Source organism: Aeromonas sp. TS_SC_11 (genome assembly GCF_057318915.1).
Genome location: NZ_CM170470.1, coordinates 2,656,000 through 2,670,490 on the forward strand (window position 1 = coordinate 2,656,000; position 14,491 = coordinate 2,670,490).

The 14,491-nt window shown below is 61.3% G+C and carries 16 protein-coding genes; 14 read left to right on the forward strand and 2 right to left on the reverse strand.

The features are described from left to right. The first annotated feature begins 1 nt into the window (after position 1). From AC1P02_RS12455 to AC1P02_RS12490, 8 genes are read left to right on the forward strand one after another with little or no spacing between them, the layout of a single operon-like run. The gene (locus AC1P02_RS12455) at positions 2-1,126 is read left to right on the forward strand and encodes a CpaE/TadZ family protein (RefSeq protein ID WP_485182349.1); all 1,125 of its coding nucleotides are present in this window, start codon (positions 2-4) and stop codon (positions 1,124-1,126) included. Further along, complete coding sequence (locus AC1P02_RS12460) at positions 1,126-2,439, forward strand: TadA family conjugal transfer-associated ATPase (protein ID WP_485182350.1); 1,314 nt, start codon at positions 1,126-1,128, stop codon at positions 2,437-2,439. Before AC1P02_RS12455 ends, AC1P02_RS12460 begins: the two co-directional genes overlap by 1 nt. Continuing rightward, a complete protein-coding gene (locus AC1P02_RS12465; protein ID WP_413161937.1) occupies positions 2,436-3,317 on the forward strand; it encodes a type II secretion system F family protein in 882 nt (293 codons plus the stop codon). The genes AC1P02_RS12460 and AC1P02_RS12465 overlap by 4 nt, the downstream gene beginning before the upstream one ends. Before the next feature lie 3 nt (positions 3,318-3,320). Beyond that, positions 3,321-4,205 carry a Flp fimbrial biogenesis protein FlpH gene (gene flpH, locus AC1P02_RS12470; protein ID WP_485182351.1) on the forward strand — a complete coding sequence of 295 codons (885 nt, stop codon included), beginning with the start codon at positions 3,321-3,323 and terminating at the stop codon, positions 4,203-4,205. A gap of 19 nt (positions 4,206-4,224) precedes the next feature. After that, entirely contained in the window at positions 4,225-4,989 is a 765-nt protein-coding gene (locus AC1P02_RS12475) for a tetratricopeptide repeat protein (RefSeq protein WP_485182352.1), read from the forward strand. Continuing rightward, the gene (locus tag AC1P02_RS12480; RefSeq protein ID WP_485182353.1) at positions 4,986-5,459 is read left to right on the forward strand and encodes a TadE/TadG family type IV pilus assembly protein; all 474 of its coding nucleotides are present in this window, start codon (positions 4,986-4,988) and stop codon (positions 5,457-5,459) included. Before AC1P02_RS12475 ends, AC1P02_RS12480 begins: the two co-directional genes overlap by 4 nt. Further along, a complete protein-coding gene (locus tag AC1P02_RS12485) occupies positions 5,456-5,968 on the forward strand; it encodes a pilus assembly protein FlpK (RefSeq protein WP_485182354.1) in 513 nt (170 codons plus the stop codon). Before AC1P02_RS12480 ends, AC1P02_RS12485 begins: the two co-directional genes overlap by 4 nt. Beyond that, a complete protein-coding gene (locus tag AC1P02_RS12490) occupies positions 5,969-7,351 on the forward strand; it encodes a TadE/TadG family type IV pilus assembly protein (RefSeq protein WP_485182355.1) in 1,383 nt (460 codons plus the stop codon). It begins immediately after the preceding gene. Between the two features lie 53 nt (positions 7,352-7,404). Here AC1P02_RS12490 and yiaY read toward each other — a convergent pair whose 3' ends face one another. After that, entirely contained in the window at positions 7,405-8,496 is a 1,092-nt protein-coding gene (yiaY, locus tag AC1P02_RS12495; protein WP_485182356.1) for an L-threonine dehydrogenase, read from the reverse strand. A 200-nt stretch (positions 8,497-8,696) separates the two neighbouring features. Beyond that, the gene (locus AC1P02_RS12500) at positions 8,697-9,380 is read right to left on the reverse strand and encodes a S24 family peptidase (protein ID WP_234593528.1); all 684 of its coding nucleotides are present in this window, start codon (positions 9,378-9,380) and stop codon (positions 8,697-8,699) included. A gap of 444 nt (positions 9,381-9,824) precedes the next feature. Here AC1P02_RS12500 and AC1P02_RS12505 point away from each other — a divergent pair, with 444 nt between their 5' ends. From AC1P02_RS12505 to AC1P02_RS12530, 6 genes are read left to right on the forward strand one after another with little or no spacing between them, the layout of a single operon-like run. Next, positions 9,825-12,038, forward strand: a complete 2,214-nt coding sequence (locus AC1P02_RS12505; protein ID WP_485182357.1) for a DNA-binding protein — start codon at positions 9,825-9,827, stop codon at positions 12,036-12,038. A gap of 41 nt (positions 12,039-12,079) precedes the next feature. Beyond that, a complete protein-coding gene (locus tag AC1P02_RS12510; protein ID WP_125598302.1) occupies positions 12,080-12,802 on the forward strand; it encodes an AAA family ATPase in 723 nt (240 codons plus the stop codon). 44 nt (positions 12,803-12,846) lie between these two features. Beyond that, positions 12,847-13,452 carry a hypothetical protein gene (locus tag AC1P02_RS12515; RefSeq protein WP_265461181.1) on the forward strand — a complete coding sequence of 202 codons (606 nt, stop codon included), beginning with the start codon at positions 12,847-12,849 and terminating at the stop codon, positions 13,450-13,452. Further along, on the forward strand, positions 13,436-13,996 hold the full coding sequence (locus AC1P02_RS12520; RefSeq protein ID WP_485182358.1) for a transcriptional regulator: 561 nt from the start codon (positions 13,436-13,438) through the stop codon (positions 13,994-13,996). The genes AC1P02_RS12515 and AC1P02_RS12520 overlap by 17 nt, the downstream gene beginning before the upstream one ends. A 57-nt stretch (positions 13,997-14,053) precedes the next feature. Further along, positions 14,054-14,296 (forward strand): hypothetical protein, encoded by a 243-nt coding sequence (locus AC1P02_RS12525; RefSeq protein ID WP_485182359.1) that lies wholly within the window; start codon positions 14,054-14,056, stop codon positions 14,294-14,296. Between the two features lie 10 nt (positions 14,297-14,306). Beyond that, entirely contained in the window at positions 14,307-14,486 is a 180-nt protein-coding gene (locus tag AC1P02_RS12530; protein WP_485182361.1) for a hypothetical protein, read from the forward strand. Positions 14,487-14,491: the final 5 nt, after the last annotated feature.

Consider the following 14,491-nt stretch of genomic DNA (forward strand, 5'->3'; position numbering starts at 1 on the left):
CATGAGTGAACAAGCCAAACAACTGGTGGCTGTCACCCGCCAGCCTGCCCTGCATGCCGGGGTCGGCCTGGTGCTGGCCCAGCTGGCCGAGGTCGACGCCCGACAGATCCCGGGCTCCCTGGCCGAGGCCAGGGCCTACTGCCTGGCGCAAGGGGCCCCCGATATCCTGCTGGTGGAGGTGGAAACCCCGCAGACGCTGGCGGCCGATCTGGCCGCCCTTGCCGAGTGCTGCCCGCCCCAGATGCGGCTGGTCCTGCTGGGGGAGAGGGGGGATGTGACCCTGTTCCGCTGGCTTATTTCGGTGGGGGTGGATGATTACTATCCGGCGCAGCTGGATCCCGATGCCCTGCGTACCGGCCTGCTACGTCTGCTGGGGGTGCCGCTGGTGACCTCACTGCGCAAGGGGCGGGTGATCTGCGTGGTCGGCGCCGCCGGTGGCGTGGGCACCAGCACAGTGGCTGCCAATCTGGCCATGGCGCTGGCCGACCAGCATCACCGTCAGGTTGCGTTGCTGGATCTCAACCTTCATCACAGCCGTCACCCTATTTTGCTGGGCAGCGACTATGCCCCCCCCGGTGAACAGTGGTGGCAGGCTACCGATCGGCTCGATGGCACCCTGCTGGCCCACACCTCCCATCAGCTTGGGCCAAGGCTCTTCCTCTTCTATGACGAGGGGCAGGAGCTGGTGCTCGGTGCCGAGCAACTGGTGGCGGCTGTCAACGTGATGGCGGAGCACTACAGCACCCTCATTATCGATGTGCCGGATCTGCGCACCCATGGGCTGCGTGCCTTGCTGCAAGAGGCGGACGTAGTGCTCTGGCTGCACGATTTCAGTCTGGGGGCTCTGCGGCTGCTGGGGCAATGCCCGCAAGGCGGGCAGGCCCAACGCCGCCTGCTGGTGGGCAACCACTGCCGTGGCAAGGAGGGGCGGGTGCCGGCGCAGGAGCTGGAGCGCGTCTGTGGTCAGCCCCACGCCGCCGTGCTGCCCTATGATCACGGTGCCTTTGTGCGCGCCGAGCGTGCCGGGCAGCCACTCATCCAGCAAAAGAGCAAACTGGCTCGCGCCCTGACCTTGCTGGCGGGTGAGCTGGTGGGGGCTCAGGTCACAGGGCGAGGGCGGCGCTGATGTTCGGACAAGCCAACAGCCGACTGCCGTCGGTGCCAGGGGCACTGCTCACCCTGTCTGATGCCGCGCGGGAGGCGTTCTACGAGCTGGTGGAGCCCTCTGTGGCCGCCACCTTGCCGCGTGATGCGCTGCTGGAGCGGGTCACCCGTGCCCTGGCGCAGCTCTCGACCCGCCGCATGCTGCCCTATAACCGTCAGGAGCTGACCCTGCTTGCCCGTCAGCTGGTGGACGAGATGGTGGGCGTGGGGCCGCTGCAACCACTGCTCGATGACCCCGAAGTCTCGGACATTCTGGTCAATGGCCCGGACAAGGTCTATGTGGAGCGACACGGCAAGTTGACCCTCTCCAGGGTGCGCTTTCGCGACCGCCAGCATGTGTTCAACGTGGCGCAGCGGATCGTCAATGCGGTGGGGCGGCGGGTGGATGAATCCACCCCCATGGTGGATGCCCGACTGGCCGATGGCAGCCGGGTCAACGTCATTGCGCCGCCCATCGCCCTGTGTGGTACCACCATCTCCATCCGCAAATTCCCAAGCAGCCGCCTGACCCTGGCCCATCTGGTGGAGAAGGGTGCCCTATCCGATGCCATGGCCCGCTTTTTGGGGCTGGCGGCGCGCAGCCGCTTCAACGTGCTCATCTCGGGGGGAACGGGGTCGGGCAAGACCACCTTGCTCAACGCCCTGAGCAAGCACATCAACGACGACGAGCGGATCATCACCATAGAGGATGCCGCCGAGCTTTCCCTCGAACAGCCCCATTGGGTGCCGCTGGAGACCCGCAACGAAAGTGCCGAGGGCAAGGGAGAGGTGAGCGTACGCGCCCTGGTACGCAACGCCCTGCGGATGCGGCCGGATCGCATCATTCTGGGGGAGGTGCGCGGCGCCGAGGCGTTCGACATGTTGCAGGCGATGAACACCGGCCATGACGGCTCCCTCTGCACCCTGCACGCCAACACCCCGGAAGATGCCCTGTTGCGGCTGACCAACATGTTGCAAATGGGGGCTGAGCGGCTCTCCGAGCAGATCATCCAGGCCCAGATCGCCAGCGCCGTGGATCTGGTGGTGCAACTGGAGCGGATGCGTGACGGTCAGCGCCGCATTACCGCCATCAGTGAAATTACCTCGCTGGAAGGGAGCCAGATCAGGATGCAGCCGCTGTTTCGCTTCGTGTTGGAATCCGAGCTGCACGGCAAGCTGCAGGGGCGTTTTATCGCCCATCCCCTCTCGGCCGGAGTCGAGGAGAAAGCCCGTCAGGCGGGTTTGCTGACCGAACTCCATGACTGCATGGCGGGTGCCGGGGAGCCGGTGTCATGAGCACGCTCATTCTGGTGTGTCTGGGCTGGGGACTGGCCTGCCTGCTGCTCTGGCAATGGCAGAGCCGACGCGAAGCCTGGCAGCAGCAGTGCCAACGCTATGGCCAGCCCGCGCAACACAAGGGGGCACGGCCTCTGCCCTACTGGTATCAGCAGATGGTGACCATGGTGGGCCAGGATCAGCTGACCCGCTGGACCTGGCAGGGCCCGGCGGGGGCGGCCCTTGCCTGCGTCTTGCTGGTGGTCAATGGCATGCCGTTCTGGCTGGCACTGCTGCTGGCGGTGGGCGGGGCGCTTTCCCTCGGGCTGGTGGTCTATCAGCAGCTGCAACAGCGGGCGCTGGAGCGGTTTCGTACCCAGTTGCCCGAGGTGATAGACGGCATGATACGGGCGCTGCGGGTCGGGGCGCCATTGGCGGATATCTTCAAGCTGGTGGCCTGTCAGCAGCGCGGCCTGATGGCCCGGTTGTTTGGTCAGATGCACGACGAGTTGCAGGTAGGTCAGCCGGTGGCGCAGGTGATGCAACAGGCGGCGAGCCGGGTCGCGGTGGCCGAGTTTCAGTTTTTGACCATAGTGCTCAGCCTGCAACAGGAAACGGGCGGCCGCCTCTCGGAGGTGCTGGCGCAACTGGTGGAGACACTGCGTGCCCGCCAGACCCTGGCGGCCAGCATCCAGACCATCACGGCCGAGAGTCGCAATGCCGCCAAGGTGCTGGCAGCGCTCCCCGTCATCATCTTGCTGGTGCTGTTCACGACCGGGCGGGAGCACTTCACCTACCTGATGACCACGGCCAGCGGCCAGTGGGTATTGGGATATGTCTCCATCAGCGTGGCGGTCGGGCTCTGGCTTATCCGCCGCCTCACGCGTCTGCAGGGGTAGCCCATGACTGTCATGCAACTTTTCGGATTGGCGCTGGCCTGTCTCGCGTCGGCTGCGGTCGTTGGCTGGCACGGTTACCGGCAACAACAGCAGTGGCAGGCCCAGAGCCACCGCTATGGCCCTGTCCGTCAACGCAGGGATGCGGCGCGGGACTGGCTGGCCTGGTGCGGTCGCGGTTACCCGGTCGGCGCCCGGGAGCAGGCCCGCTTGCAGCAGCTGCTGGCACAGGCGGGGATCTTCTCCCGCCATGGCTTTGACCGGCTCAGGGCGGCCAAGTTATTGGGTGGGCTGGGAGGGGCCCTGGCGGCCTTGCTGTGGCGTCTGTTGGCGGCACCCGCCGACGGTTTCACCCTGATGTGGGTGCTGGTGGCCTATGTGGTGGGGGCCGGTGTGCCCGAGCGCTGGCTGCAGTGGCGTGCCCGCAAGGTGAAGAGTGCACAGCAGAAGGTGGTGCCCGATGCCATCGACCTGCTGGTGATCAGCGTCGAGGCAGGGCTGGCGCTGGATCGGGCGCTGCTGCGGGTGGGCCACTATCTGGGAGCGCTGGAGCCGGGCCTGGCCCGCCAGTTCCTGCGCACCCATGCGGAGATCCAGATGCGCGGCGATCAGGCAAGTTGTCTGGCGCGGCTTGCCTGGCGCACCGGTTTGCCCGAGCTGGACAGGCTCGCCAACACCTTGCAGATGGCCCAGCAGTACGGCTCGCCGCTGGCCGAGACAATGCGCACCATCAGTCAGGAGGCCCGCCAGATGCGGCGGCTGGCGCTGGAGGAGCAGGCTGGCGCCTTGCCGGGCAAGATCACCCTCATCCAGATGGCGCTCATCATGCTGCCCATGCTGGTGCTGATCATTGCTCCCACCCTCAATTTGTTGATCAACAGCCTGCGCTGAGCGGGCCACAGGATTTGAAATGCGATCACGACTTAATTGCTTGTTGTTGCTGGCCCTGCTCGGGCTGGCAGCGTGCAGCAACCACGGCAATACCCGCCAGCAAAGCCAGAGCAATGGCATGGCGGTGGCCAAGGCGGCGTTCGATTCTGCCCAGTATGACAAGGCAGAGCGGCTCTATCAGGCCTTGCTGGCTGACGATGCCACCCTGGAGGAGGCGCAGCTGATGCTGGCCCGTACCCGTTATCAGCAAGACAAGAAGCAGGCGGCGCGTGATGGCTTGCAGCAGTTGCTGGACAAGGGGGGCAAGCAGGGGGCTCAGGCCGCTCACTATCTTGGCAAGTTTCTGCTGGATGATGGTCTGAGCGCCGAGGCTGCACTGGCCTATCAGCAGGGACTGGCACTGGCCGGACTGAACCGGGACGAGCGCGCGCGACTCAGCAATGGCCTGGGGGTGGCCAGCTTGCAGCAGGGGGCCTTTGGCAAGGGGCGCCAGCAGTTTGAAGTGGCGGTGACGGCGGCCCCCGACGAACCGGATTATCGCGCCAACCTGGCCCTGGGCTGGCTGATGGAAGGCAACAAGGTGGCTGCCCGTCAGGCATTCGAGCCGCTGCTGCACTACCAGAACCTGCCACCCAGGGTGGAGATGAATTATGTCCTGCTGCTGCTGGCGGAGGGCAATGAACCCCAGGCTCGCCTCATACTGTCGCGTTTTCTTAGCGCCAGCCAGTTGGAGCACGACATCAGGCTGCTCAAGGCGCAACTGGGGCGGGGGACGGGGGCGTGAGACGCGAGCTCGGTGTGGCCAGCATAGAGCTGGTGATCATATTGCCGCTGCTGCTGGCACTGCTGTTGCTGGTGGTGGATGTGCTGCGGGTGCATCTGCAATACAGCACTCTGGAGCATGGCTTGCGATCCGTGCTCCGTGAGCTGCAGGCCGAATCAGCGGCAGGGCGGATCCCGTCGGCTGACGGGATCCTCCTTCGCTTGCAACAACGGGGGCGAGGGGAGCTGGATGGCGTGACAGTGAGCGTCACCCCCCATGTGTCGCTGGAGGCCATGCTGGGCCAGGAGGCGGGGAGCCCGGATCCTGCCAGCGAGATCCGCCTGCCTGCGGATCCCGTGCTGGAGGTAACGGCCAGGGTCCGTCCCCGTCTACAGCTCACCCCGAGCTGGCTGATTGACGCTCGCGAGCTCAGCTATCAGAGCACCCTCTTGCTGCTCACAGACCGGCTACCGGCCGGAGGGGCAGGATGAGCCGCTGCTCCTGTCGCCACCGGCTCCTGGGGTCGGGCCCTGGCGCCATGGGGGGCAGCATAAGCATAGAGGCAATGATGTTCATTCCCGTCTTGCTGGCCCTGCTCAGTTTTGGCAGCGAGGCACTGCAACTGCTGCGTCTCGAGCAGCGCCTGCACAATGTGGCCTACAACGTGACCCAGATAGTGACCCAGCAGGGGACGGGGCAAAACGCCGCCGCCGTGTCGCAGCTGGCCTTCTATCAGCGCTTTGTGCAGGGCCAGTTGTCCGCTCTGCAAGAGGGGCAGGCCGCCCTGACCATAGAGCAGTACAACAGCGCCAATGGCGAACTGGTTCTCCTGCTGCAGGGCACTGGCTGCGCCGGCCAGGGCAACTGGCCGCAATTGCGGGTGGGCACCTTGATGCGGGTGACCCTCTGCTATCGCCTCGGGCAGGGGGAGGGCGGCATGTTCAGCCGGTTCTGGGCGGGCCGCACCCTGGTCACCCACTTTATTCAGGAGATCCATTGAATGGGACTGCCCTTGCGCCAGGGGGGCGGGCTCTCTCCCGCCTTTGCCCTTATGTTGACAGGCGTGCTGGCGCTGACCGGCGTTGTCATCGAACTGGTCCGTGGCTACAGCGGCCAGAGCCTGCTCAGCGCCGCCGCCGATGCGGTGCTTTACTCTGCCGCCGACAGTGATACTGCCGCTGAGGATGCCGTCGCTCTGGTGCAGGCCAATCTGGCGGGCCGCCCCTTGCAGGTGGCCCCCCCCAGCTTGAGCCAGAGCGAACAGGGAGCCCGGGTTATTCTGCAGGGGCATGTGCCCGCACTGATGGATCTCTCGGCCATTGGCGAAGGGGGCGACATGCCGCTGGCGGCAGCGGCCCGTGCCAGCAGTGCCCGTACCCGTATTGAAATTGCCCTGGTGCTGGATGTGTCCAACTCCATGTCCGGGGCGCCGATGAAAGCGATCAAGCAGGGGCTGACAGAGTTTGGCGAGGTGCTGTTTGGCCGCGAGCGGCGCAATCAGGACAGGGTCGTCAGCATCATCCCCGCCACCGGACTGGTCAATATCGGGGATCATCCGGAACTGTTTCATCCAGAGAGCCTGGCATTTCCCTTCGGGTTGCAGACGCTGGCCCATGAGCGAGGCTGGAGCAATTTGCTGACCCGTGACGTACCGGGGCGCCAGCGCCAGGCCTTCTGTGCCCGCTTGCCTGAGCATGTGGACGGCATAGACCGGCTGGCGGAACTCACCCCGGGCTGGATCCGCAAGCTGGAGCAGGCTCCCGTTGGCGAGACGCAACCCAGGTTGTACTACAGCACCAAGCCGCCAGCCATCAAGCAGTATGAAGATGGCACTCCCCTGCGGGCATTCGCCCCGAGGGAGAACCCCCTGGAGCGTTACCTGGAGAACCGGCGTGACAAGCTCGGCATCTTCGATGATGCCGACTGTGGGGTGAGCCCCATTCAGGCACATCTGTCGACCCGGGCCGAGTATCGCCAGGCGCTCGATACTCTCTACGCCGCCTTCAACACCAATACGGCTGAGGGCGTGATGTGGGGCTGGCGCCTGCTGTCACCCCTGTGGCAGGGGCGCTGGGGCCGGGGGGCAGCCGAACTGCCGCGCCCTTACGGTCAAGCGGACAACCGCAAGATCATGGTGCTGTTCTCGGACGGCGAACACATGGGGCCCGAGGCGGCGCTGCGGGATCGCAAGCAACTGCTGCTGTGCCGGGAGATGAAACGCAAGGGGATCCAGGTCTATACGGTGGCATTCGAGGGGGATGCCCGCTTCGTGGCGCAGTGTGCCAGCGACCGTTCGCAGGCCTACAAGGCGACCAGCGGCAACATTCGCACCGTGCTGACCCGATTGGCCAGCGCCATCAACGATGTGGTGCTGACGAAATAGTGTGAAAAGAGGGGCCAGATCAGGCCCCTTTTCCTATCCGTTGGCAATGCGGTTTACATGGCGGCGCGGAAGATGGCGACTATCTCTTCGTGGCTCGCCTGTTTCGGGTTGGTGAAGCCACAGGCATCTTTCAGGGCGTTGCTGGCCAGCACGTCGAAATCATCGGCCTTGACGCCGAGCTGCTCCAGCGCCAGCTGCTTGATGGCGGCAATCGCCGCAGCTGCGCCCTGTTCATCGTTCATGGTGCTCACATCCACCCCCATATGGCGCGCCACATCCTTCAGGCGGGCGGCACTCACCAGGGCGTTGTAGGCCTGAACGTGGGGCAGCAGCACGGCGTTGCAGACACCGTGGGGCAGGTCATAAAAGCCCCCCAGCTGGTGGGCCATGGCGTGCACATAACCCAGGCTTGCGTTGTTGAACGCCATGCCGGCCAGGAACTGGGCATAGGCCATCTGCTCGCGGGCGTGCAGGTCATCACCCTGATTGACCGCGGTGCGCAGGTGTTTGGCGATGAGCTGGATCGCCATGATGGCGCTGGCATCGGTCACAGGGGTGGCGATGGTGGAGACATAGGCCTCGATGGCGTGGGTCAGCGCATCCATGCCGGTGGCGGCGGTGAGGCCGGCCGGTTTGGCCAGCATCAGCTCGGGATCGTTGACCGACATCAGCGGGGTGACGTGCTTGTCGATGATGGCCATTTTCACCTGGCGTGCCTCGTCGGTGATGATGCAAAAACGGGTCATCTCGGAGGCAGTGCCGGCTGTGGTGTTGATGGCGATGAGCGGCAGTTGCGGTTTGGCGGAGCGATCCACCCCTTCGTAGTCCTGGATGCTGCCACCGTTGGCGGCCACCAGGGCGATGCCCTTGGCGCAGTCATGGGGCGAGCCGCCCCCCAGCGAGATGACGCAGTCGCAGCCGTTGGCCTTGATCATCCTTAGACCCGATTCGACGTTGGTCATGGTGGGGTTAGGCTTGGTTTCATCGAAAACCACGCTTTCAATACCATGTTCTGCCAAGAGGGTGGTGAGCTTGGCGACCACGCCTATCTGGTTGAGGATCTTGTCGGTGACGATGAGCGCCTTGCGATAGCCATAATGTAACCGACCACTGAGAATGAAAAAGCCGGGAGCAACCGAAAGCAAGTGGGAGATCGCGGGACAAAATCAAGGCTGACAGGGCTTAGAGGGGGATCAGGAGGTACCAGGCGCGGGCGGCGCCAAAATGAAAGATCACAGATGATCTTCGGGGGCAGTGCGCCAAAAATGAAAACCCAAGGCGGGTGGTCGGCAATGCAGTTTGGGGTTTAACTTGGCGTTTAAACCCCATTTTGAAGCGGCTCAGGTTAAAAAAAATCGTGGCCCAGCCAAACGACCTTGCCAATAATACTCAGCGAGTCAAGCTCGTCAGGCAGAACGGCAAGCGTCTCATACCCCGTCTTGTTATCACTGATGATGTTTACACCGCCATCAACTCGTTTCTGCAGCCGTTTCGCATAGAGTTCATCCCCTAAACGCAGCACGAACAGGCCACCATCCTGGATCTGGTTTCGGCTTACATCTACCAAAATTGAGTCACCGGAGTGAATGGTTGGCTCCATGCTGTCGCCTTTGGCAAAGACCACCACCAGGTTATCCGGGTTTAGCTTGCGAAACGTGAGCCACTTGCGGCGAAAGGCCAACTTGCGTTTAACCTCATGGTCGTCATTAAACGCGCCATGTCCTGCGCTGACCGCAATGTGGTAACCATCTATAAGCGCGTATTCCTCTTCAAACTGAGCCTTGTCCAATCCATCAGGATTAATGCTCTCATCTTGCACATCATCTTTCGGGCCACGCCCTGTCGCTAACCAATCAATTCTGACACCAGCAGTAGCTGCGATTTTGATGAGCTGGCTCATGTTCGGCTCAGAACGACCGTTCAGATACTGGCGAAGAGTTGTATCTGCCATTCCTGCTCTCATCGCAAATGAGCGCGCGCTTTCCGTTCCAAGAATGGATTCAAGTCTGTTCTTAAATTCACTTTCCATAAAAACCCTCAGGAAGGAAAGCGTGCTTTCTTCTTGAATTAGCACTTTCCATTGTCTAACTCACTGAAAAATATGGATGTATCCATAAAAATCTCAAATGAGTGAATTCGTGAAAAGAAAAGAGTGCATCTTTCCATTGCAAGAGTTTTTGAGTTGATCAATACTCTCAATTGTTCGCGCAATGCGCGAAAAATTTCTCAAATTGTATCACGGTGATCCCATGAGCATAAGTACAGCCAACCACATCTACGGGGAGCTCAAGAAGCGCGGTTACTCCGTCAGAAACTGGGCAATTGAACGTGGTTTCAGCCCTCGCACCGTGCAGGAGTGTATTCACACTTACGCCCCTTGCAAACATAAGCGGCCACTAGAGGGCAATGTCTCATCGAAAGTCATGGGGGCATTGAGTGAAACCCTTGGTGTTGCTCTGTGTGGAGACAGCAAATGAAAGAGTGGTTCACATCAATGGAGCTGGTCAGCCTGCCTGGGATGCCAACCACAGTGCAGGGCGTGAGATACCGAGCGAAATCTGAACAATTCAATGCGCGTAAATGTTCGGATGGCAAAGGTAGCGAATACCACATCGGCTCGCTGCCGATAGAAACCCGCCGCTATCTGGCAGAGAGAGCCGTGGCCGAACAAGGTCAAGCCGTGACCGATCATGCTGCTGGCGGCAAGGCCATGGCCAAGTTGCTGGCGCGTGAGGTGCCGGTCAAACCGGATGCGGGCCGCAAGTTGCTGACGCTGGGGGAGGGGGCTCGCAAGAAGGTCGATGCCAGGCTGCTGATCCTGCAGGCCGCCGATATCTTTCTGGCGCCATATCAGGCCTGTCAGCAAGGGGAGGTGGGGCGCCGGGCGTTTATCGAGGCTTACCGTGCCCGCAGCCTGTCACTCCCTGCGAGCGTCTATGACCGGCAAAAACCGTTCAGCCTGATCACCTTGCGCCGTTGGCAGGGGGCGTTGGCTGATGAAGGCCCCGCAGCCTTGGCCGGCAACTACCAGCGGGAGCGGCCATCGACCGTAGAGCAGAGCCCGGATCTGGCCCAGTTCCTGACGGCCCTGGTCACAGCCAAACCCCATCTGGCCAACAAGTGGGGCGCATTGCACGAGCTTGCCAACCAATACAGCGAGATGAACCAGTTGGGATGGCACATCCCCAGCCAATCCTCCTTGCGCCGCTGGATGGTCAAATGGCTGAGTGACAACAAGGTGGCCTTTACCTATGCCACCAACCCCGATGCCTACAACAACAAATACCGCAGCGCGATCGAGGAGATGTATCCCTGGATGGCTCAGCCCAACGACGTGTGGGAGTTCGACAGCACGCCGGTCGATGCCATGTTGGTGGATGGTCGTCACAGCATTATCGCGGTGATCGACGTGTTTACCCGCCGGGTGCGCCTGCTGGTGGCCAAGACCTCATCGAGCGAGGGGATCTGCCTGCTGCTACGAAAGACCCTGCTGGCCTGGGGCACCCTCAATGATAACGGTGTGATGCGCACCGATAACGGCTCTGACTACGTGAGCCAGCGGGTCATGTCCATCTGCACTCTGCTCGGTATGAATGTCAGCCGCTCCAACGCCTATTCAGGGTGGGAGAAACCGCACATAGAGCGCTTCTTTCGCACCATGAGCCACGGCCTTATCGAGTTGCTGCCTTCCTATATCGGGCACTGCGTGGCCGACCGGCAGGTGATCGAGGCACGCAAGAGCTTTGCCCTGCGTCTGGAAGAGAAACGCAAACCGGATGCTGAAAAAGAGATCTTCGAGCTGGCCATGACGGCCTCCGAGCTGCAGAGCTTGCTCGATAACTGGCTAGACGCCCGCTACCACAACCGCAAACACGGCTCCCTGGGAATGACCCCCAACGAGAAATATGGTCATGCCCGCTATCAGCGGCGGGCCATCAGCGACGAGTCGGCGCTGGATCTGCTGCTCAACCATGTCGGTGAGGCCACTGTCTCCAAGGGCTTCATCAAAGCGGGCGGGCTCAAATACACGGCCCCTGAGCTGCTGGAGCACAACTGGAAGAGCCAGCGGGTCAGCGTGTTCCTCGACCCCAGCGATGTGGGCCGCGCCATCTTGTATCGCACAGGGGATTGGAACGAGCGGATCGAGGCCGTGAACATCGAACTGCTGGGCAATGGTGTCAGCCCGGATGCCTTTCGTGCCGCCAAGCGTGCCGATGCCAAGGCGCTGGCCGGCTTTCGCCGCGAGATGCGCAATGTGGCCAAGACCTTTGGTATCGATCAGCTCCATCAGGATGTGGTGCGCCACTTCGTCTCCCAGGCGCGGGATATCGCCCAGTTCCAACGCAGCGATCTCACCCTCGATAACCCGGCCCTGGCTGCGCTCTCGGGCATTGCCGCTCCCGGTGAACCGGCTCAGTTCAGTGCTGCAGAACTTGCCGCCATTGAGGCCAGGCGAGAAGAGAAAGCCGCCCGCCAGCAAGCAACGGCAGGGCAAGAGTCCAGAGCACTCAAGACCGAGTACGAACAGGCCATCTACTTGGCAGAGAAGGAGTTGGATGCCCCGCTGACGGAGCGGGAGAAGGAGTGGCTGACCCGATACCTCTACAGCCACAAGCTGATGGCGAAACGGATTCACCGCCATCTCGATGAAGTCAGGGCCACACGCAGCGCCCAGGCAAAAGGTTAGCGTGCGGCCCCGTTAAACCAGAAACAAAGGACAAAACCACTATGAAACACAAGATTGTTGAAGTCAAAAACATGATCAAGACCGAGCAGCTGCTCGATAACTTGCTCAACCGCTCCAGCATAGTGCCGGGGATTGGTCTGATCCACGGCCCCTCCGGGTTTGGCAAGACCACCGCCGTCGAATGGTTGTTCAACCAGGACGAAGTGAACGGCATCTATGTGCGCTGCTACAAGGCCGACACAGTGACCAGTTTGCTGGAGCAGATCGCCAAAGAGATAGGCATTCCCCAGCGCCATAACTTGCGGGCACAGGTCGATAGCATCGTCGAATCTGTGCGGGCCGAAGAGCTGGCCATCTTCGTTGATGAGGCGGATTACGTGGTCGGCAATGCCCGCATCATGGAGACCCTGCGCGATATCTACGATGCCACCGAGCAGCCGCTGATCCTGGTGGGCATGGAAGAGATTGCCCGCCGCATCAGCCAGCGTAAGCAGCTGTTTAACCGCATCTCCCAGTGGATCGAATTCAAACCCGCCGATCTGGAGGACGTGTCCCTGATAGCCAGCGAAATGCTGGAGGTAGACGTGGAGATCGACGATGCCCTGCTGGATCTCATCCGCAAGCGCTCCAACGGTGTGGTGCGCACCATCGTCTCGGCGCTGGACAAGATCGAGAAGATGGCCATGGCCTCTGATGCCCGGATTATCCGGTTGGAGGATGTGGACGCCAGCGAACTGCTGCATGACGTGCGCCGCAACCGGTAGCCGCGAGGACCAGCAAATAACAACAAAGCACGGGAGGGATACCAGTGGTTGATATCAGCGATAAGTCCAAGACGGAAGAGGCTTGGTTGTGGATGTGTAAACAGGACTCGTTCGACATGATTGAGTTACTCGCAGCGACAGGCGTTAAGCAAGCAAATTTATATGCGCTGATGCGTCGTTGGCTGGCGAGCGGACATCTCCATTGCGTAGTGGAAGGGACCTTACGTCAGAGAGAGGTATTTGGCTGCAATCGATATCAAGTTTCGGATGTGAATGAACCACCAAAATTTGGCACCAACCAAGGACCTTATGCCCCTCGGAAGAAGAGGAAAAGCCGGCGCAAAACCAGCCAGCAGAAGATGTGGAACACCATGAAAATTAGTCGTGTGTTTACGCTGGCTGAGTTAGCGATGACCTCGGATTCAACCAGTAACCATGCAGGGATATATGCCAAGGCACTGACTAAAGCCGGCTACGTAAAAGTACAAGCCAGAGCCATGCCTCATTGTGGAGAGGTCGCCAAGTACCAGTTGCTGAAAGATACCGGTCGTTTTGCCCCAATTGTCCGCAAAAACGGTTGTTGGGATCAGAACCAGCAGCGGCTCTATCCGTTCCTGGTTGAGGAGGAAAAACATGGACACGTGGCTTGAGGTGTTACAGGCCGAAGTCGCAGCCAGTTCGCTGGCCGTGGTGGCCGACAAGCTTGGTTTATCCAGAACCACTATCAGCCAGGTCTGTAACCAGAAATATCCCGGCGATATGGCAAGGGTGCAAACCCTGGTGGAAGGGGCCCTGATGGGCAGCAAGGTGATGTGCCCCATTCTGGGCGAAATACCGGTGCATCAATGTCTTGCCCATCAGCGCCGTGGTCCCCGTGATGTGGGCAGCAGCCCGATGGACATCAAGCTCTGGAAGGCGTGCCGCAGCGGCTGCCCCCATAGCCAACTGGGTGAGGAACAGCAACTGCGACGGCCAATGCGCATCTCGGTTGGGCCAAACAACAAAGGCATGGACAAGAGCGCCCGCTATGACGCCGAGGCCACCCTCTCTAGGTTGCGCCGCCAAGCGAAAAGCGATGGCGAGAATGCCAGTTCGTCCCTGCGCATTCTGACCGAGCTGCTGGCAGAGGAGCTCAAGATCATGGGCATCAAGTACAACCGGCTGCTCGATCGGGCCGAGAAGAATAACCAGTAAAACAGCGGGCTCGGGTTGTGCGGTGGGCCCAGTGATTGAGATCACAAGGAGAACGGGATGAAGAAGCATCTGCACAACAATCTGAACAAGACGGCTGAGCAGCTAAGCCATTGGCTGACCGCGAAAGGCTGTGAAGTGCGCACCAGACAGATCTGTCATACCCCGCTGCTGGCGGTGACGGGGCCACTGCCCAACGAGATGAAAGCGCGTGCTGTGTTGAGCCGCGAGTGTCTGGCGGGCGTGGTGCGAGAGGTTGCCTTGGTGCGCTTTGGTGGCTGCGTGCTGCATTGGCGCCAGTAAGGAGACGGAAATGGTCAAGATCCAGATCGACATAGAGGACGAAGACCTGGCCAAGGTGGTGCTGCGCCAGTTACCCAAGTTCCTCGACGTTTGCGGCGCGACTCACCAGGAAGAACAGGCGAGCGCATCAGCCCCGGATCAGGCGGCCTATGTGGGCCATCAGATGCCTGGCAGTAACAAGATCCACTAAGGAGA